The organism is Massilia sp. TS11, assembly GCF_022012445.1.
In the GTDB taxonomy this organism is placed as follows: domain Bacteria; phylum Pseudomonadota; class Gammaproteobacteria; order Burkholderiales; family Burkholderiaceae_D; genus Telluria.
The window spans coordinates 72833-90803 of record NZ_JAKLTS010000009.1; the positions used below are offsets into that span (position 1 = coordinate 72833).

Annotated in this window: 15 protein-coding genes and 1 other RNA gene; 4 read left to right on the plus strand and 12 right to left on the minus strand. The window is 65.1% G+C overall.

The window, feature by feature from the left end:
* Positions 1–2: 2 nt before the first annotated feature.
* The 11 genes from rpsA to gyrA form a co-directional block, all read right to left on the minus strand.
* Positions 3–1706: a 30S ribosomal protein S1 gene (gene rpsA / locus LZ005_RS14670; RefSeq protein WP_269106728.1), complete on the minus strand. Its 1704-nt coding sequence runs from the start codon at positions 1704–1706 to the stop codon at positions 3–5.
* A 118-nt stretch (positions 1707–1824) separates the two neighbouring features.
* Entirely contained in the window at positions 1825–2499 is a 675-nt protein-coding gene (cmk, locus tag LZ005_RS14675) for a (d)CMP kinase (RefSeq protein WP_237808831.1), read from the minus strand.
* 13 nt (positions 2500–2512) lie between these two features.
* Positions 2513–2776, minus strand: a complete 264-nt coding sequence (locus tag LZ005_RS14680; protein WP_237808832.1) for a helix-hairpin-helix domain-containing protein — start codon at positions 2774–2776, stop codon at positions 2513–2515.
* Positions 2777–2809: 33 nt separating this feature from the next.
* Entirely contained in the window at positions 2810–5215 is a 2406-nt protein-coding gene (locus LZ005_RS14685) for a catalase (RefSeq protein WP_237808833.1), read from the minus strand.
* A gap of 145 nt (positions 5216–5360) precedes the next feature.
* On the minus strand, positions 5361–6689 hold the full coding sequence (gene aroA / locus LZ005_RS14690) for a 3-phosphoshikimate 1-carboxyvinyltransferase (protein ID WP_237808834.1): 1329 nt from the start codon (positions 6687–6689) through the stop codon (positions 5361–5363).
* 9 nt (positions 6690–6698) lie between these two features.
* Positions 6699–7610, minus strand: a complete 912-nt coding sequence (locus tag LZ005_RS14695; protein WP_237808835.1) for a prephenate dehydrogenase/arogenate dehydrogenase family protein — start codon at positions 7608–7610, stop codon at positions 6699–6701.
* A gap of 18 nt (positions 7611–7628) precedes the next feature.
* Complete coding sequence (gene hisC, locus LZ005_RS14700; RefSeq protein WP_237808836.1) at positions 7629–8735, minus strand: histidinol-phosphate transaminase; 1107 nt, start codon at positions 8733–8735, stop codon at positions 7629–7631.
* 13 nt (positions 8736–8748) lie between these two features.
* Complete coding sequence (gene pheA, locus LZ005_RS14705) at positions 8749–9828, minus strand: prephenate dehydratase (protein ID WP_237808837.1); 1080 nt, start codon at positions 9826–9828, stop codon at positions 8749–8751.
* Between the two features lie 40 nt (positions 9829–9868).
* Positions 9869–10957, minus strand: a complete 1089-nt coding sequence (gene serC, locus LZ005_RS14710; RefSeq protein WP_237808838.1) for a 3-phosphoserine/phosphohydroxythreonine transaminase — start codon at positions 10955–10957, stop codon at positions 9869–9871.
* 47 nt (positions 10958–11004) lie between these two features.
* A complete protein-coding gene (locus LZ005_RS14715; protein WP_237808839.1) occupies positions 11005–11550 on the minus strand; it encodes a DUF2059 domain-containing protein in 546 nt (181 codons plus the stop codon).
* An 88-nt stretch (positions 11551–11638) separates the two neighbouring features.
* Positions 11639–14260 (minus strand): DNA gyrase subunit A, encoded by a 2622-nt coding sequence (gene gyrA / locus LZ005_RS14720; protein ID WP_237808840.1) that lies wholly within the window; start codon positions 14258–14260, stop codon positions 11639–11641.
* A 333-nt stretch (positions 14261–14593) separates the two neighbouring features.
* Between gyrA and ompA the strand changes: the two genes are divergently transcribed.
* From ompA to LZ005_RS14735, 3 genes are all read left to right on the plus strand, one after another.
* Positions 14594–15313, plus strand: coding sequence for an outer membrane protein OmpA (gene ompA, locus LZ005_RS14725; protein WP_237808841.1), 720 nt, complete (start codon positions 14594–14596; stop codon positions 15311–15313).
* Positions 15314–15376: 63 nt separating this feature from the next.
* Positions 15377–16072, plus strand: coding sequence for a bifunctional 2-polyprenyl-6-hydroxyphenol methylase/3-demethylubiquinol 3-O-methyltransferase UbiG (gene ubiG, locus LZ005_RS14730; protein WP_237808842.1), 696 nt, complete (start codon positions 15377–15379; stop codon positions 16070–16072).
* Between the two features lie 9 nt (positions 16073–16081).
* The gene (locus LZ005_RS14735) at positions 16082–16771 is read left to right on the plus strand and encodes an HAD family hydrolase (protein ID WP_237808843.1); all 690 of its coding nucleotides are present in this window, start codon (positions 16082–16084) and stop codon (positions 16769–16771) included.
* A 12-nt stretch (positions 16772–16783) separates the two neighbouring features.
* Here LZ005_RS14735 and LZ005_RS14740 read toward each other — a convergent pair whose 3' ends face one another.
* Positions 16784–17113: an energy transducer TonB gene (locus LZ005_RS14740; protein ID WP_237808844.1), complete on the minus strand. Its 330-nt coding sequence runs from the start codon at positions 17111–17113 to the stop codon at positions 16784–16786.
* Positions 17114–17354: 241 nt separating this feature from the next.
* Between LZ005_RS14740 and ssrA the strand changes: the two genes are divergently transcribed.
* Positions 17355–17714: a transfer-messenger RNA gene (ssrA, locus tag LZ005_RS14745) on the plus strand.
* The last annotated feature ends 257 nt before the right edge of the window (positions 17715–17971 follow it).

The window sequence follows — 17971 nt, forward strand, 5'->3', positions numbered from 1 at the left end:
AATCAGTTCTTGTTATCGAACTTGGCCTTCAGCAGCGCGCCCAGGCTGGTCGTGCCCGAGGCAGCGCTCGAATCCGAGGCCAGCGACTTCATCGCGGCTTCGGTGTCGGCGTTGTCTTTGGCTTTGATCGACAGCTGGATCGAACGGGCCTTGCGATCGATATTGATCACCATGGCTTCGACGCTGTCGCCCACTTTCAGGTGGGTGCCGGCGTCTTCCACGCGGTCGCGCGAGATTTCCGAAGCGCGCAGATAGCCTTCGACTTCTTCGGTCAGGGCGATCACGGCGCCTTTCGGCTCGACCGACTTGACGGTGCCGGTGACCAGCGAACCCTTGTCGTTCATGGCGGCGAAGTTGGTGAACGGGTCACCTTCGAGCTGCTTCACGCCCAGCGACACGCGCTCACGCTCGACGTCGATGGCCAGCACGATGGCTTCCAGCTCGTCACCTTTCTTGAACTTGCGCACGGCTTCTTCGCCCGGCTCGGTCCAGGACAGGTCCGACAGGTGCACCAGGCCATCGATGTTGCCCGGCAGACCAATGAACACGCCGAAGTCGGTGATCGACTTGATGGCGCCCTTCACTTTGTCGCCCTTCTTGTGGTTCATGGCGAACTCGTCCCACGGATTCGGCTTGCACTGCTTCATGCCGAGCGAGATACGGCGACGTTCTTCGTCGATCTCCAGGACCATGACTTCGACTTCGTCGCCCAGCTGGACAACCTTGTTCGGGGCCACGTTCTTGTTGGTCCAGTCCATTTCGGAGACGTGCACCAGACCTTCGATGCCCTGCTCCACTTCGACGAAGGCGCCGTAGTCGGTCAGGTTGGTGACCTTGCCGAACAGACGCGTACCTTGCGGGTAGCGACGCGACAGGCCGGTCCACGGATCGTCGCCCAGTTGCTTGACGCCCAGGGACACGCGGTTCTTTTCCTGATCGTACTTGAGGACCTTGGCGGTGATTTCCTGGCCAACCGTCAGCACTTCCGACGGGTGACGCACGCGGCGCCATGCCAGGTCGGTGATGTGCAGCAGGCCGTCGATGCCGCCCAGATCCACGAACGCGCCGTAGTCGGTGATGTTCTTCACCACGCCGGTCACGACCGTGCCTTCTTTCAGGGTTTCCATCAGCTTGGCGCGCTCTTCGCCCATCGAGGCTTCGATCACGGCGCGGCGCGACAGCACCACGTTGTTACGCTTGCGGTCCAGCTTGATGACTTTGAATTCGAGGGTCTTGCCTTCGAACGGGGTGGTGTCCTTGACCGGACGGGTGTCGACCAGCGAACCCGGCAGGAAGGCGCGGATGCCATTGGTCAGCACGGTCAGGCCGCCCTTGACCTTGCCGTTCACGGTACCGGTGACGATCTCGCCCGATTCCATGGCTTTTTCCAGAGCCAGCCAGGAGGCCAGGCGCTTGGCTTTGTCGCGCGACAGGATGGTATCGCCGAAACCATTTTCCAGCGATTCGATGGCCACGGAGACGAAGTCGCCAACGTTGACTTCGAGTTCGCCCTGGTCATTCTTGAATTCTTCAACGGGGATGAACGCTTCGGATTTCAGGCCGGCGTTGACGATCACGAAGTTGTGATCCAGACGCACGACTTCAGCGGAGATCACTTCGCCGGAGCGCATATCTTGACGCGCGATCGACTCTTCGAACAGGGCGGCAAAGGATTCCATACCGGAAGCGGAGGTAGTAGTAGACATGTTAAGTTTTCGGTGAGCCAGCAAGGCCCGCGGAGTGCGGCTTCAACTGGGTTGTGGTTATACAAAACGCCTGCGCCGGCCATGCGACCGGAACAGGCACCCGGGTTCGCCCGACGAATCAGGCGGAATGCTTGATGCGTGCGTACAAACGGAGCACTTCGAAGATGGCCTCATTGGCCGTCAGGTGCGAGGTGTCGATGACGTGCGCGTCCTCGGCCGGCTTGAGGGGCGCGATGGCACGTTGGGAATCACGCGCGTCGCGGGCCTGCAAATCTGCCAGAAGGTCTTCCATACTAGCAGAAAAACCTTTTTCAATCAATTGCTTATACCGGCGCTCGGCGCGCGCCTCGGCCGACGCGGTGAGGAAGATCTTGAGCGTGGCGTGGGGAAAGATGACGGTGCCCATGTCGCGCCCGTCGGCCACCAGGCCCGGCGTCTTGCGAAACGACAGTTGCAGTGCATACAAGGCCTGGCGCACGGCCGGCAGGGCGGCGATCTTCGAGGCCAGGTTGCCGACCTCTTCCTGGCGAATTGCCTGACTGACGTTTTCCTCGCCCAGCATGGCGTGGCCGTCGATGAAGCTGCAAGGCAGATGCTCGGCCACCTTGGCCAGCGCGTGCTCGTCGGCCAGATCGGTATGGCGGCGCAGGGCCGACAGGGCCGTCAGGCGGTAGAGCGCGCCCGAATCGAGGAAATGAAAGCCGAGTTCGTCCGCAACGCGGTGGGCCACGGTGCCTTTGCCGGAAGCGGTCGGGCCGTCGATGGTAATGACAGGAATAGCGTGTTGTTGCATGTTTTATACGGCCTCAGTCTTTCCAATGCCACCATTTTAATTTCTCCGGCTCAGGATGGACAGTCTCGGCGTAGTAGACGGCGCCGCGCGCCACATACAGCCAGCAGCGGTCCACGTGGCAGCCCTGCAACGCGCACTGGCGCCGGTACATGGCCTCGGGGTCGGCGCCCTGCAGGTCGGCCACGCGGCGAAAGCCCTGCTCCCACAGGTCGCGCGCGATGGACGGCCCGACGCCGGGAATGCGCTGCAGGTCTTTGAGGTCGGCGGTGGTGGGCATGGGTACATGCTACACCCATGCCCGGGTGAACGGTCAGACGCGCGGCGGGTCGGTTTCGCGCGCGTAGACCTTTCCGGTGGCGAGGACGGCGGCGAAGGACTGCAGGGCCGCATCGACATCGACCGGCGCGGCCACGATCAGGCCCGGGTCGGGCTGACCGTCGGGCAGATCCGGCGGCAGGCCGGCCGCATCGACCAGATCGCGCGCGCTGCCAAGCACCAGCAGCGGCTTGTCGTGGCGGTAGGCGTCGCGCAGGAATTCGCGCAGGCGGCCGTCCGCGCCCAGCGCCCCATCGATCCCGTCCGGCAGCAGCACGGCGTCGAACAGCACGGCCGGCATGGCCTCGTAGGTCACTTCCACATCGAGCGCGCAATCGCCGTCCGCATCCAGTTTGCCCAGGCGCTGGCCGACCAGGCGCGGCACCGCGCCCTGATCGAGCAGCACGCGATAGCAATGGCGCACCAGCGCCGCGTCCACGCCCTGCCCCACGATCACGGCCACGCGGCGCGTGCGGATGCCGGTGCGGGTCGGATAGGACAGCAGCGACAGCGCCGGCGACGGCGGGTAATCCGGAATCGGCAGATCGCTCGCGCGCGGCAGCGGCTCCGGCAGCTGCAGGCCGAGCTGCTCGGCCAGGGCCGCGGCCAGGCCCTCGTCGACATGGCGCAGGCCCGCCACGATGCGCACCCGCACCTGCGGCGTCTGCACGCGCGTCAGCTCAAAGCGGAAGGCGTCGAGGATGTGGCGCTGCTCGGCCGGGCTCTGGCTTTTCCAGAACAGGCGCGCCTGGCCAAAATGTTCGGCGAACAGTTCGGCCTTGCCGCGCACCTTGCTCGCCTCGATCTGCTCCGGATAGCTGACGAAGCCGCGCGCCCCGGCCTGGAACGGGCAGCCGCCGGCCAGGGAATTGGGCTCGTAGGCCACGCGCCCGCGGTGCACGGCCTGGCGGTGAAAGCCATCGCGCTGGTTGTTGTGCACCTGCGCGACCGAGGAATTGATCGGGATTTCGTGGAAGTTCGGCCCGCCCAGGCGCGTCAGCTGGGTGTCGATGTAGGAATGGATGCGGCCCTGCAGCAGCGGGTCATTGGTGAAGTCCAGGCCCGGCACGAGATGGGCCGCGCAAAAGGCCACTTGCTCGGTCTCGCCGAAGAAGTAGTCGACATTGCGGTCCAGGACCATGCGCCCGACCGGCTGGCGCGGCACCAGCTCCTCCGGCACCAGCTTGGTCGGGTCCAGCACATCGAAGACGCCGAAGTCGGCCGCCTGCTGCTCGCTGAAGACCTGCACGCTCAATTCCCATTCCGGGAAGTGGCCGGCCTCGATCGCCTCGTACAGGTCGCGCCGGTGGAAGTCCGGGTCGGCCCCGGCCAGCTTGACCGCCTCGTCCCAGACCAGCGAGTGCGTACCCTGCAGCGGGGTCCAGTGGAATTTGCAGAACTGGCTTTCGCCCTGCGCATTCACCAGGCGGAAGGTGTGCACGCCGAAGCCCTGCATGGTGCGGAAGCTGCGCGGGATGGCGCGGTCCGACATCACCCACATCAGCATGTGGAAGATCTCGGGCGACAGACCGGCGAAGTCCCAGAAAGTGTCGTGCGCGGTCGAGGCCTGCGGGATCTCGTTGTGCGGCTCGGGCTTGGTGGCGTGGATCAGGTCCGGGAACTTCATCGCGTCCTGGATGAAGAAGACCGGGATGTTATTGCCGACCAGGTCCCACACGCCTTCGTCGGTATAGAACTTGGTCGCGAAGCCGCGCACGTCGCGCGCGGTATCGGCCGAACCGCGCGAACCGGCCACGGTGGAAAAGCGCACGAACACCGGCGTGCGCTTGCCCGCCTGCGAGAACAGGTGGGCGCGCGTCAGATGCGACAGGTCGCGGTAGTTCTCGAAGAAGCCGTGCGCGCCGAAGCCGCGCGCATGCACGACGCGCTCGGGAATGCGCTCATGGTCGAAGTGGGTGATTTTTTCGCGGAAGACGAAGTCCTCGAGCGCGGTCGGTCCGCGCAGGCCGATCTTCAGCGAGCTCTGATTGTCGGCCACCTTCACGCCCTGGTTGGTGGTCAGGGTACGCGCGCTGTCGTCGACGCGCACGCGGTCGAGCGGGCCGTTATTCGGATTCTGGCCGATGTCCGGCTGGCCGCGCCCGAGCTTGGGCGAGGCCACATCCTCGGTGCTGGTGCTGGCCGTGGCCAGCGGCGTGCGCGGCGCATGGCGTTCGCCCTCGTGCGGGGCGCGCGCCGGCGCGCCGTATTCGAGCGGCTTGGTGGTATTGAAGGGCATCTGCGCCGCCAGCTGTTCGTCGCCGACGACTTTTTCGAGCAGGCGCGCGCTTTCCGACGTCGGCGCGCCCAGGTCGGACGGCGGCGCCGCCTCCGACGGACCACCGATGGTACTGAGCACCGAGCCAGCGCCGGCCTGGCCATTGGACTTCTGAGTCGTCATGATTCACCTCACACAAAGTCAGCAGGAAACGCTGAGTGTGCAAGGCCCCCGCTCCACCCTTATTGACGGAAACGGGGTCAGGTCTCAAAAACCGCCAAAGCTTATCAAGCTGACAAAATGGGGTCTGACCCCATTTTTCCGGTGGTCAGAACAGGCTGTCGTGGGCGATGCTGTGGAAGGCCTGGAAGAACTCGGGGAAGGTCTTGGCCACGCATTTCGGGTCGTTGATGCGCACCGGCGCGCCGCGCCGCGCTTTGCCATCGAGCGACACCAGCGAGAAGCACATCGCCATCCGGTGGTCGTCGTAGGTATCGATCTGGGCGAACTGGATCTGCTCGGGCGGGGTCACGCTCAGCCAGTCGGGGCCCTCCTCCACCTTGGCGCCGACCTTGCGCAGCTCGGTCGCCATGGCGGCGATGCGGTCGGTCTCCTTGACGCGCCAGCTGGCGATATTGCGCAGCGTGGTCGTGCCCTCGGCGTACAGGGCGGCGACGGCGATCGTCATGGCCGCATCGGGGATGTGGTTGAAGTCCATGTCGATGGCTTTCAGCGGCTGGTCGCAGCGCGCTTCGATCCAGGTGTCGCCGCGCGTGATGGTCGCGCCCATCGCTTCCAGCGCCTCGGCAAAGCGCACGTCGCCCTGGATGGAGTCGCGCCCCACGCCTTCCACCCGCACCGGGCCGCCGGCGATGGCGCCCGCGGCGAGGAAGTAGCTGGCCGACGAGGCGTCGCCTTCCACGTGGATGCTGCCCGGGCTGACGTAGTGCTGGCCGGCGCGCACGGTGAAGGACTGCCAGCCATCCTGCTCGACCTGCACGCCGAAGCGGCGCATCAGGTTCAGCGTGATCTCGATATAGGGCTTGGAAATGAGCTCGCCTTCGACGTCGATGCTGACGTCGTGCTGCTTGGCCATCAGCGGCGCGGCCATCAGCAGCGCGGTCAGGAACTGGCTCGACACATTGCCGCGCACCGACATGCGCTCGGTATTGAAGTGGCCCTTGTGGATGTGCAGCGGCGGGTAGCCGGGCTGGCCGGTGTAGGCGATGTGGGCGCCGACCGCGTTGAGCGCGTCGACCAGATCGCCGATCGGGCGCTCGTGCATGCGCTGCACGCCGTGCAGCGTGTAGTCACCGCCGATCACGGCCAGCGCCGCCGTCAGCGGGCGGATCGCGGTGCCGGCATTCCCCATGAACAGGTCGGCCTTCGGATTCGGCAGCACGCCGTTCACGCCGTGCACCGTGTGGTGCTGGCCATCTTCCTGATGCCACTTCACGCCCAGCGCGTGCAGGGCCTGCAGCATGACGAGCGTATCGTCGGAGGCCAGAAGGTCGACGATGCGGGTGCTCCCCTTGGCCAGCGCGGCCAGCAGCAAGGTGCGGTTGGAGATGGACTTGGACCCCGGCAGTTTGACCGTGCCCTGCACATGCATCACGGGTTTCAGGTCGATGTGGCTGGGGTAGTGCTTGTGCTGCATGGCGTTTCCTTATTCTGCTGCGGTGTCTTGCGGGCGCGGCGCTTCGGCCGCTTCAATGGTGTCGATCCAGCGCTGGCGCGCCTGCTGGCCGTTGGCGAACAGGGCCAGCATGGCGGGGCCGTCGGCGCCATCGAGCATGGCGCGCAGCTTGTGCAGCTGGGCCATGTAGGCATCGAGTTCGCCCAGCAGCGCGCTGCGGTTGGCCAGGCTGATGTCGCGCCACATTTCGGGCGAGGCGCCGGCGATGCGGGTGAAGTCGCGAAAGCCGCTGGCCGCATACTGGAACAGCAGCGCCGCATGCGGCTTGTTGGCGATGTCGTCGACCAGGGCGTAGGCCAGCAAATGGGGTAAATGGCTGACGGCGGCGAACACGCGGTCGTGGTCTTCCGGCGTCAGGCTGTGAATCAGAGCGCCGCAGGCGGCCCAGGCGGCGCTGACGCGCGCAATGGCGTCCGCGCTGTTCTCGGGCTGGGGTGTGACGACGAATTTTTTACCGCGGTAGAGGCCCGCGAGGGCGGCCTCGGGGCCGTTGATCTCGCGCCCGGCGATCGGGTGGCCGGGCACGAACTGGCCGCTGCGCGCGCCCAGCACGCTGCGGGCGGCGGCCACCACGTCGGTCTTGGTGCTACCAGCGTCGGTGATGATGGTGTGCGCTTCCAGATGCGGCAGCAGCTGGCGCAGAATCGGTGCGGTCTGGGCCACCGGCACGGCCAGCAGCACCAGGTCGGCGCCTGCCAGCGCCGCCGGATCGGCGCCGATGCTGTCGATGATGCCCAGTTCCAGCGCGCGCGCGGCCGCATCCGGCGCGCGGTCGAAGCCCACCACATGACGGACGGCGCCGGCCGCCTTGAGGCCGAGGGCGAAGGAGCCGCCAATCAGCCCCACGCCAAACACGACCAGCTTACCGATGGCCTCAGCCATGCGCCCTCCGTCGTCGTGTCATGCGAGCGCCTTTTTCAGTGCGGCGATGAAGGCGGCGTTCTCGTCGGGCAGGCCGATCGAGATGCGCAGCCACTGCGGCAGGCCGTAATTGCCGACCGGGCGCACGATCACGCCCTGTTTCAGCAGCGCCAGATTGACGCGCGCGCCGGCGCCCTCGTCCGCGCCCACTTTGACGAGCACGAAATTGCCCGACGAGGGCACATACTCGAGGCCGAGCTCCTCGAAGGCGGCCACCAGCTGCGCATAACCGGCGCGGTTGTTGGCCGCGCCCTTGGCGAGGAAGGCCTGGTCATTGAGGGCGGCGATGGCCGCGGCCTGGGCCAGCGAGTTGACGTTGAACGGCTGGCGGATGCGGTTCATCAGATCGGTCGCCTCGGGCTGGGCGATGGCGAAGCCCACGCGCAGCCCGGCCAGACCATAGGCCTTGGAGAAGGTGCGCGAGACGATCAGGTTCGGGTATTGCTTGACCCAGGCGGTCGACTCGTACTGCTGCTCGGGGCTGAGGAATTCGTTATAGGCCTCGTCCAGCACCACGATGACGGAGGCCGGCACCTTGCGCAGGAAGGCTTCGATCTCGGGCGCGCTGACGAAGGTGCCGGTCGGGTTGTTCGGGTTGGCGATGAAGACCAGGCGGGTGTCGGCGTCGATGGCGGCGGCCATGGCGTCGAGGTCGTGGCCGTAATGCTTGGCCGGCACCACGATCGCGCGCGCGCCCACGCCCTGAGTGGCGAGCGCGTACACGGCGAACGAGTACTGGGCGTAGACGATGGCCTGGCCCTTTTCCACAAACGCGTGGGCGGCGATTTCAAGGATGTCGTTGGAGCCGTTGCCGAGCGTGATCCAGCTCATCGGCACGTCGTAGCGCGCGGCCAGGGCCGACTTCAGATCGAAGGCGTTCGCGTCCGGATAGCGGCCCAGATCGGCGGCTGCGGCGGCCATCGCCGTGGCGGCCGATGCGGGCAGGCCGAAGGGATTTTCGTTCGAGGCCAGTTTGACGATCTTGGCTTCGTCCAGCCCGAACTCGCGCGCGACTTCGGAAATCGGTTTGCCGGCCTGGTAGGGGGCGATCGCGCGGACGTAGGAAGGACCGTAGTGTTGGGACATCGTGCTCACTCGTTTAAAAGGTGGTTAGACAGACCGGGTAGGAGCCCAGAACCTTGAAGAAGGCGGCGTTGTCCTTGAGTTCGGCCAGCGCCTTCGCCACCGCAGGATCCTGCCGGTGGCCCTCGATATCGACGTAAAAATAGTATTCCCAGGTGCCGATGCGGGCCGGGCGCGACTCGAAGCGCGTCATCGACACGCCATGGCGCGCCAGCGGCTGCAGCAGGTCGTACAGGGCGCCGGCCTTGTTCGGCACGGCCAGCACCAGCGAGGTGTGGTCCTTGCCCGAGGGGCCGGTCTGCAGGCTGCCGATGATGGCAAAGCGCGTGCGGTTGTGCGGGTCGTCCTGGATATGGGCCTGGACCACGCCCAGGCGGTACTGTTCGCCCGCCATTTCGCTGGCGATGGCGGCGATGGCCGGGTCTTCGCTGGCCATGCGCGCCGCCTCGGCGTTGGAGGCGACGGCGCGCCGTTCGATGTGCGGGTGGTGCAGATTGAGCCAGACCTGGCACTGCGCCAGCGCCTGCGAATGGGCGCAGATCGCGCGCACGCCGTCCATGCTGCCGGTTTTGCTCATCAAACTGTGGTGGACCGGGATCGCCACCTCGCCGCTGATGATGCAGGTGGTCTGCAGCAGCAGGTCGAGGGTGCGGTTGATCGCCCCTTCGGACGAATTTTCGACCGGGACCACGCCGAAATCGGCGGTGCCGGCTTCGGCCGCGCGGAACACTTCATCGATCGACACGCAGGGCAGCGCCTCGATGGCGGAGCCGAACTGCTGGTACACGGCCTGCTCGCTGAAGGTGCCGGCCGGGCCGAGGTAGGCCACGGTCACGCGCTTTTCGAGCGAGCGGCAGGCCGACATGATCTCGCGGAAGATGGTCTGCACCTCGGGCGCCTTGAGCGGACCGGGATTGCGCTCGGCCACGCCGCGCAGCACCTGGGCTTCGCGCTCGGGGCGGAACACGGGCGCATTGGTTTCGGCCTTCACATGGCCGACCTCCTGGGCCAGGCGGGCGCGCTGGCTCAGCAGCTCGAGGATCTGGGCGTCGATCGCATCGATCTTTTCGCGCAGGGGTTTCAGTTTGTCGTTCATCGTCTGGGCACTTAAAAACCGCCCGCTGCTCGATGTCGGATCAGCGGCCGGCAAACTCGTTCAGGTAATCGACCAGGGCTTGCACCCCTTCGATCGGCATCGCGTTGTAGATCGATGCCCGCATACCGCCGACGGACTTGTGGCCCTTCAGTTGCAGCAGCCCGCGCGCCTTGGCGCCGGCCAGGAATGATTCATTCAGGGATTCGTCGCGCAGATAGAACGGGATCGTCATGCGCGAGCGGCACTCGGGCGCGACGCGGTTCTGGTAGAAGTCGTCGGCATCCAGTGCAGCATACAGTAGTTTAGCTTTTTCGATGTTTCTCTGCTCGATGGCGTCGACGCCGCCCTGGGCCTTCAGCCATTTGAAGACCAGGCCGGCGATGTAGATGCCATAGGTCGGCGGCGTGTTGTACATCGATTCGTTGTCGGCCACGTTCTTCCAGTCGAAGGCCGAGGGGCAGATCGGCAGCGCCTGGCCAAGCAGGTCCTCGCGCACGATCACCACGGTGACGCCGGCCGGGCCGATGTTCTTCTGAGCGCCGCCGAAGATCACACCGTACTGGCTGACGTCGATGCGGCGGCTCAGGATATGGCTCGACATATCGGCCACCAGCACGGTGTCGCCCTGCACCGTCGGGGCGAACTGGAATTCGACGCCGTCGATGGTCTCGTTGGTGCACACATGCAGATAGGCCGCGCCCGGCGTCAGGCGCCAGCTGTCCTGCGGCGGAATGTGGTCGAAGCGGCTTGCCTCGCTGGAGGCGGCCACGTTCACGCGCGCATAGCGGCGCGCCTCCTTGATCGACTTGCCCGACCAGGAGCCGGTGTGGACAAAATCGATCACCGGGTCAGGGCCGGCGCGTCCCAGTAGATTCATGGGGATGATGGCGTTCTGGCCCAGGCCCCCGCCCTGCTGGAACAGGATCTTGTAATTGGCCGGCACGCGCAGCAGTTCGCGCAGGTCGGCCTCGGCCTCACGGTAGATCGAGATGAATTCCGGCCCGCGGTGGCTCATCTCCATGACCGACATCCCGCTGCCATGCCAGTCGAGCATTTCGGCGGCAGCTTGTTCGAGGACGGGTTGCGGCAGCACGGCCGGGCCGGCGGAGAAGTTATAAATGCGGGTCACTGCGGGGTTCCTGTTGGTGGCGGAGCGGCTTTGCCATTATCGCCGATTTATTTCATCGCTTCCCTGGCGGCGGCTTCGGCCATCTTGGTCAGGCGCGGCAGCATGAGCGTCTGAATCGCGCCCATCATCTCCGGCATCATCTTCGGCCCTTCGCTGAGCAGCTTGGCGCCGGCCGGCGAGGCATAGAAGGCGCCGATCTGATTCAGCTCGTCCACACTGAAGTGGCGCGCATACACCGCCACGCTGGCCGCCAGCATCTCGTCGAAGACAGCCGGATCCTCAAACAGGCCCTGCATGCTGCGGCCCTGGACTGGCGCCGACTTGGCGGCGCGCTCGAGCAGTTCCTTCTTCTTCTCCGGGCTCAGTTCCTTGTTCTGCTCGATCATGCGGGCGGTGACCTGCTGCGTCAACAAAGGCAGCTGCGCGCTGAGCTGCTGGCTGATGGCGAGCATGGTATTGCGCATGCGCGCGACCTCGAACATCTTGCGCGCCGCCTCCAGCGCGGCCGGATCGGGGGCCGCCGTCTGCGACCAGGCGGGCAGCGCCAGCAGCAAGGCGCCAGCGGTGCTGAGCGCGAGAGCAAATCGTTTCATGAGGGGACTCCGGGATGGTCAGACGCGGCTGCAACGCCCGCCGCTGGCGTGGCGCGCTGGCGTGCCGCGGCACGCCAGCGACGCCGTTTTATTCCGCGGCGGTCTCGCCCGGCGCCTCTTCGTCGGCGTCGGCTTCCACGATGCGCTGCAGGCCGGACAGCGTGGTGCCATCCTCGACCGCGATCAGGGTCACGCCCTGGGTGGCGCGGCCCATTTCGCGGATCTCGGAGACGCGCGTGCGGATCAGGACCCCGCCGGTGGTGATCAGCATGATCTCGTCGGTGGTCTGGACCAGGGTCGCCGCCACCACCTTGCCGTTACGCTCGGAGGTCTGGATGGCGATCATGCCCTTGGTGCCGCGGCCGTGGCGCGTGTACTCGGTGATCGGGGTGCGCTTGCCGAAGCCGTTTTCGGTCGCCGTCAGCACCGACTGCTGCTCGTTCTCGGCCACCAGCAGCGCGATCACGCGCTGGCCTTCCTCGAGCATCATGCCGCGCACGCCGCGCGCCGTGCGGCCCATCGGGCGCACATCGTTTTCGTCGAAACGCACGGCCTTGCCGGCGTCGGAGAACAGCATCACATCGTGCTGGCCGTCGGTCAGGGCGGCGCCGATCAGGAAGTCGCCCTCGTCCAGGTCGACCGCGATGATGCCGGCCTTGCGCGGATTGGAGAAGTCCTTCAGCGGGGTCTTCTTGACCGTGCCCAGGCTGGTGGCCATGAACACGAAATGGTCCTCGGGGAAGCTGCGGTTATCGCCCGACAGCGGCAGCACCACCGTGATCTTCTCGTCGTCCTGCAGCGGGAACATATTCACGATCGGCTTGCCGCGCGAGTTGCGCGAGCCCTGCGGCACTTCCCACACCTTCAGCCAGTACATGCGGCCGCGGTTGGAGAAGCACAGGATGTAGTCGTGCGTGTTGGCGATGAACAGCTGGTCGATCCAGTCGTCTTCCTTGGTGGCGGTGGCCTGCTTGCCACGCCCGCCGCGCTTCTGGGCGCGGTACTCGGACAGCGGCTGCGACTTCATATAGCCCGAGTGCGACAGGGTCACCACCATGTCCTGCGGGGTGATCAGGTCTTCGGTCTCGAGGTCGGTGGCGTTCATCTCGATGGTCGAGCGGCGCACGTCCTTGTTGCCTTCGCCGTATTCGAGCTTGGCGGCGCTCAGTTCGTCGCTGATGATCTGGGTCACGCGCGCCGGCTTGGACAGGATGTCGAGCAGGTCGGCGATCAGGGCCATCACGTCCTTGTACTCGTTGACGATCTTGTCCTGCTCGAGACCGGTCAGGCGCTGCAGACGCATCTGCAGGATTTCCTGGGCCTGGTCTTCGGACAGCTTGTACAGGCCGTCGGCCTGCATGCCGTAGTGCTTGGGCAGGTGCTCGGGGCGGAAGGCCTCGATGCCGCCGATGGTCTCGCCCTCGCCGGTACGCTTGAGCATTTCGCGCACCAGGGACGAATCCCAGGCGCGCGCCATCAGTTCGGCTTTCGCGATCGGCGGCGTGGGCGCGGCCTTGATGATCGCGATGAAGTCATCGATATTGGCCAGGGCCACGGCCAGGCCTTCGAGCAGGTGGCCGCGTTCGCGCGCCTTGCGCAGATCGAACACGGTGCGGCGCGTGACCACTTCGCGCCGGTGCGACAGGAAGCACTCGAGCAGCTGCTTGAGGTTCAGCAGCTTGGGCTGGCCGTCGACCAGGGCCACCATGTTCATGCCGAAGGTGTCCTGCAGCTGGGTCTGTTTGTAGAGGTTGTTCAGCACCACCTCGGGCACTTCGCCGCGCTTGAGTTCGATCACCACGCGCATGCCCGACTTGTCGGACTCGTCGCGGATGTCGCTGATGCCTTCGAGCTTCTTGTCGCGCACGTTTTCGGCGATGCGCTCGAGCAGGCTCTTCTTGTTGACCTGGTAGGGCAGCTCGTCGACGATGATGGCCATGCGGCCGCCATCCTTGCCGTATTCCTCGAAGTGGGTCTTGGCGCGCATGACCACGCGGCCCCGGCCGGTGCGGTAGCCGTCGCGCACGCCCGACAGGCCGTAGATGATGGCGCCGGTCGGGAAGTCCGGGGCCGGGATCATCTCGATCAGCTCGTCGATGCCGCAGTCCGGATTGCGCAGCACGTGCAGGGCGCCGTTGATCACCTCGGTGATATTGTGGGGCGGGATATTGGTGGCCATGCCGACCGCGATACCGGCCGAACCATTGATCAGCAAGTTGGGAATGCGGGTCGGCAGCACCGACGGCTCTTTTTCCTTGCCGTCGTAGTTGGGCACGAAGTCGACCGTCTCTTTGTCGATATCGGCCAGCAGCTCATTCGAAATCTTGTCGAGGCGGCACTCGGTGTAACGCATGGCGGCCGCGTTGTCGCCGTCGATCGAGCCGAAGTTGCCCTGGCCGTCGATCAGCGTGTAGCGCAGCGAGAAGTCCTGGGCCATGCGCACCAGGGTGTCATAGATGGCCTGGTCGCCGTGCGGGTGGTACTTACCCATGACGTCGCCGACCACGCGCGCGCACTTCACATACGGACGGTTGTAGACCTGATTCGCTTCGCCCATGGCGAACAGCACGCGGCGGTGCACGGGCTTGAGACCGTCACGCGCATCCGGCAAGGCCCGTCCCACGATCACGCTCATCGCGTAATCGAGGTAGCTCTTGCGCATCTCTTCTTCGAGGGAAATGGGGATTGTTTCTTTTGCGAATTGATCCATGCGTCGGGCAGCTCTGCGGCTATGTTGCGTTCAAACCAAGGATTCTAACACGCGAAAAAGCCCGTTCGGCGGGGTTTGGGGGTGGAATTGGCGTGGTTCGCGGCATGTTCCGTTTCGTTGCACGAAAACAACGCAGCCCTTATCATTCCCGAGGCTTTCACAGGCCTGTCATCGTGCCATACCGACGTATGTGGCAAAATGGTGCATGAAGCATCTTGCTTGTTTCACAAGCTGAACACCAGGACCCAAACGTCCGTGGTCCGCGCTGGCGCGGCACGCTCTTTTGCGCCCTGATGCCGGCCTGGTGGACATCAACCCGAAAGGAACAAAAATATGACGAAACTCTTGAGGCTTGTACTCGCCGTGTGCGCGGCGTTTGCAGCCAGCGCACAGGCGCAGAATGCGCCGGTGACGACCGATATCAAGGCGAAGACGCCGAACAGCGCCTACGTGCAAGATGGCCGCGGCGTGATCGCGCGCGACCCCTTCGGTCTGTGCTGGCGTACGGGCTACTGGACCCCGGCCGACGCCGTGGCCGGTTGCGACCTGCCGCTGTGCAAGGACGGTGAAAAGCTGGAGAACGGCAAGTGCGTAGCCCCGCCGCCGCCGCCCCCGCCCCCGCCGCCCCCGCCGCCCCCGCCGCCGCCGCCTCCCCCGCCGCCGGCTCCGGTTGTCACCTCGGAGAAAGTCAGCTTTGCTGCTGACGCCTTCTTCGACTTCGACAAGTCGGTGCTCAAGCCGGAAGGCAAAGAGAAGCTCGACGATCTGGTCAGCAAGCTCAAAGGCATCAATCTGGAAGTCATCATCGCCGTCGGCCACACTGACTCGATCGGCACCGATGCCTACAACCAGAAGCTGTCCGAGCGCCGCGCGAATGCCGTCAAGGACTACCTGATGGGCAAAGGCGTGGAAGCCAACCGCATCTACACCGAAGGTAAAGGCGAGAAGCAGCCGGCCGTGGACAACAAGACCGCTGCCAACCGCGCCAAGAACCGTCGCGTGGAAATCGAAGTCGTCGGCACCCGCAGCGTGACCAAGCCGGCCACCAAGTAAGCTGGTCCGCAACGCTCAAAAACCCCGCTCCGGCGGGGTTTTTCTTTTGGTATGATGGCGGGCATGAATGCCGATCCCGTTGAAATCCAGAAGTTCTCCGAACTGGCCCACCGCTGGTGGGACCCGACCTCCGAATTCCGTCCCCTGCACGAGATCAATCCACTGCGCCTGGAGTGGATCGACGCGCGCGCCCCGCTGGCCGGCAAGCGCGTGCTCGACATCGGCTGCGGCGGCGGCATCCTGGCCGAGGCCATGGCGCGCAAGGGCGCCGAGGTGACCGGCATCGACCTGTCCGACAAGGCGCTCAAGGTGGCCGATCTGCACGCGCTGGAAAGCGGCGTGGCGGTGCGCTACAAATCGATCTCGGCCGAGGACATGGCCGCGGCCGAGCCGGAAAGCTTCGACGTCGTGACCTGCATGGAGATGCTCGAGCACGTGCCCGATCCGGCCGCCGTCGTGCAGGCCGCCGCGCGCCTGGTCAAACCGGGCGGCAAGCTGTTCTTCTCGACCATCAACCGCAATCCCAAGGCCTATCTGTTTGCGATTGTCGGTGCCGAGTACGTGCTGCGCCTGCTGCCGCGCGGCACCCACGACTATGCCAAGTTCATCACCCCGGCCGAGCTGTCGCAGATGGCGCGCAATGCCGGCCTGCAGGTCGACGACCTGAAGGGCATGAGCTACAACCCGCTGACCAAGATGTATTCGCTGAACCAGGACACGGCGGTGAACTACATGGTGGCCTGCACCCGCAACGCCTGAGGTTTCCTGATGCAGCAGCCCGCCCCGGCGGCCATCCTGTTCGATCTGGATGGCACGCTTGCCGACACCGCGCCCGACCTGGCCGCGGCCGTGAACCGGCTGCGCACCGCGCGCGGCCTCGATCCGACGCCCTACCCGCTGCTGCGCCCGACCGCCTCGGCCGGGGCGCGCGGCATGATTGGCGTGGCCTTCGGGCTGACGCCGCAGGACCCGGGCTACGAGGCCCTGCGCCAGGGCTTCTTCGACAACTACCAGGCCGCCATGGCGGTCGAGTCCTGCCTGTTCGAGGGCGTGCCGGCGCTGCTGGCCGGTGTCCGCGCGCTGGGCATGGACTGGGGCATCGTCACCAATAAGCCGGCGCGCTTTACCGATCCGCTGCTGCCGCTGCTGGGTCTGGACCACGCCGGCTGCGCCGTGTCGGGCGACAGCACCGCGCATGCCAAGCCGCATCCGGCGCCGGTGCTGGAAGGCGCGCGCCGGCTCGGCGTGGCGCCCGAACGCTGCTGGTATGTGGGAGACGATCTGCGCGACATCCAGGCCGGCCAGGCGGCGGGCATGCGGACGGTAGCGTGTGCGTGGGGATATTGCGGGGCCGTGGAACCGGCCAGCTGGGGGGCGGACTATCTGCTGCCCACGCCGCAGGCCCTGCTGGACCTGCTGCGCGTGGCGCATGGCCAGGCCGCGGAGCTCGCGGCCTGAGCGTTCAGAAGCTTACAGCTTCCAGGTGTACTCGACCTTGGTCCAGGTCGAGGCCGGCGAACCGTCCTTGCTGCCCGGCTTGAATTTGCAGGCGCTCAGGCCTTTGATGGCGGCGTTGTCCAGGGTCTTGAAGCCGCTGGTCTTTTCCACTTTCGATTCCTGCACCTTACCATCGGCCGAGACCAGGAACTTCACCTGGACCGTGCCCTGTTCTTCGTTGATCAGCGAGGACTTCGGATAATCGACCTTGCAGGCCGAGGTATCGAGCGAAGCCGGGACTTCGGAAGCGAAGGCAGCGTTAGCAGCAAACAGGGCGACAGCGAGGGTAACGGTCTTGAACATGTAGCTCTCCAATTGTGTTGGTTGATTTTTGCTTGCAGCTAACACGCTGCGGTGGTGACGTTGACGGACAGCACTGTAATGCCTCGTGGCAACGTCATCTATTGTCCTTTGGTGCCATGCGGAAACAATATCGTTTCCGCAAAGCCCGCTACTATGCCACGAAGAAACATTATCGTCAATTCTCACGGGGGCTTGAAAAGGGCCCGCCCTGCCCCATATGGGGTATAATCCGAAGCAATGCGGGGGCGACCTGGTTTCGACGTGGGTTGCAAAGCAGCGCAGGGCATACCGAGGGCTGGTGACCTCGTAAATCCATCCAGAAACAAACTAACTGCAAACGATTCTTCGTACGCACTGGCAGCTTAATGCAGCCAGCTCCACAACACTTCGTCCCTGGGGTGTGCCGGCAACGGTGGTGGAGTCATTTACAGGGACTCGGCTTGAATCGCGCTACTTGAAACAAGCTTAAATCTAAGGTGGCTCGCCTTTGGAAAGCGTGCACGTTCGCGTTCCAGGGGTTAAATCAAAAGACAGTGCTAAGTATGTAGAACTGTCTGTCGAGGGCTTGCGGACGAGGGTTCAATTCCCTCCGCCTCCACCAATATTGAAACCCCAACCGTTCTCGGTTGGGGTTTTTTCTTGTCTGTTTGCGCCAGCTCCCGAGTGTTGTTGGGGGTTCCTGCGGAAGCCTGCGGACTTCGTCGCCCGCCAGAACTGGCCGTTCCCGGCCACATTTCACTCTCTCCTGGCCATTCCTCGCTCCGACCTCGCTCCCTGAAACTGGCCCGAAGTCCGCAAAGGCCGCCAGTCACACCCATACAGATCAAAGAGTTACGCGCGGACGAATCAAGCGGTTGG

Bases quoted from the DNA above. Each gene is read 5' to 3' on its own strand.
- rpsA (WP_269106728.1), bottom strand. From the start codon at position 1,706: ATGTCTACTACTACCTCCGCTTCCGGTATGGAATCCTTTGCCGCCCTG.
- cmk (WP_237808831.1), bottom strand. From the start codon at position 2,499: ATGCAACAACACGCTATTCCTGTCATTACCATCGACGGCCCGACCGCT.
- LZ005_RS14680 (WP_237808832.1), bottom strand. From the start codon at position 2,776: ATGCCCACCACCGCCGACCTCAAAGACCTGCAGCGCATTCCCGGCGTC.
- LZ005_RS14685 (WP_237808833.1), bottom strand. From the start codon at position 5,215: ATGACGACTCAGAAGTCCAATGGCCAGGCCGGCGCTGGCTCGGTGCTC.
- aroA (WP_237808834.1), bottom strand. From the start codon at position 6,689: ATGCAGCACAAGCACTACCCCAGCCACATCGACCTGAAACCCGTGATG.
- LZ005_RS14695 (WP_237808835.1), bottom strand. From the start codon at position 7,610: ATGGCTGAGGCCATCGGTAAGCTGGTCGTGTTTGGCGTGGGGCTGATT.
- hisC (WP_237808836.1), bottom strand. From the start codon at position 8,735: ATGTCCCAACACTACGGTCCTTCCTACGTCCGCGCGATCGCCCCCTAC.
- pheA (WP_237808837.1), bottom strand. From the start codon at position 9,828: ATGAACGACAAACTGAAACCCCTGCGCGAAAAGATCGATGCGATCGAC.
- LZ005_RS14715 (WP_237808839.1), bottom strand. From the start codon at position 11,550: ATGAAACGATTTGCTCTCGCGCTCAGCACCGCTGGCGCCTTGCTGCTG.
- gyrA (WP_237808840.1), bottom strand. From the start codon at position 14,260: ATGGATCAATTCGCAAAAGAAACAATCCCCATTTCCCTCGAAGAAGAG.
- ompA (WP_237808841.1), top strand. From the start codon at position 14,594: ATGACGAAACTCTTGAGGCTTGTACTCGCCGTGTGCGCGGCGTTTGCA.
- ubiG (WP_237808842.1), top strand. From the start codon at position 15,377: ATGAATGCCGATCCCGTTGAAATCCAGAAGTTCTCCGAACTGGCCCAC.
- LZ005_RS14735 (WP_237808843.1), top strand. From the start codon at position 16,082: ATGCAGCAGCCCGCCCCGGCGGCCATCCTGTTCGATCTGGATGGCACG.
- LZ005_RS14740 (WP_237808844.1), bottom strand. From the start codon at position 17,113: ATGTTCAAGACCGTTACCCTCGCTGTCGCCCTGTTTGCTGCTAACGCT.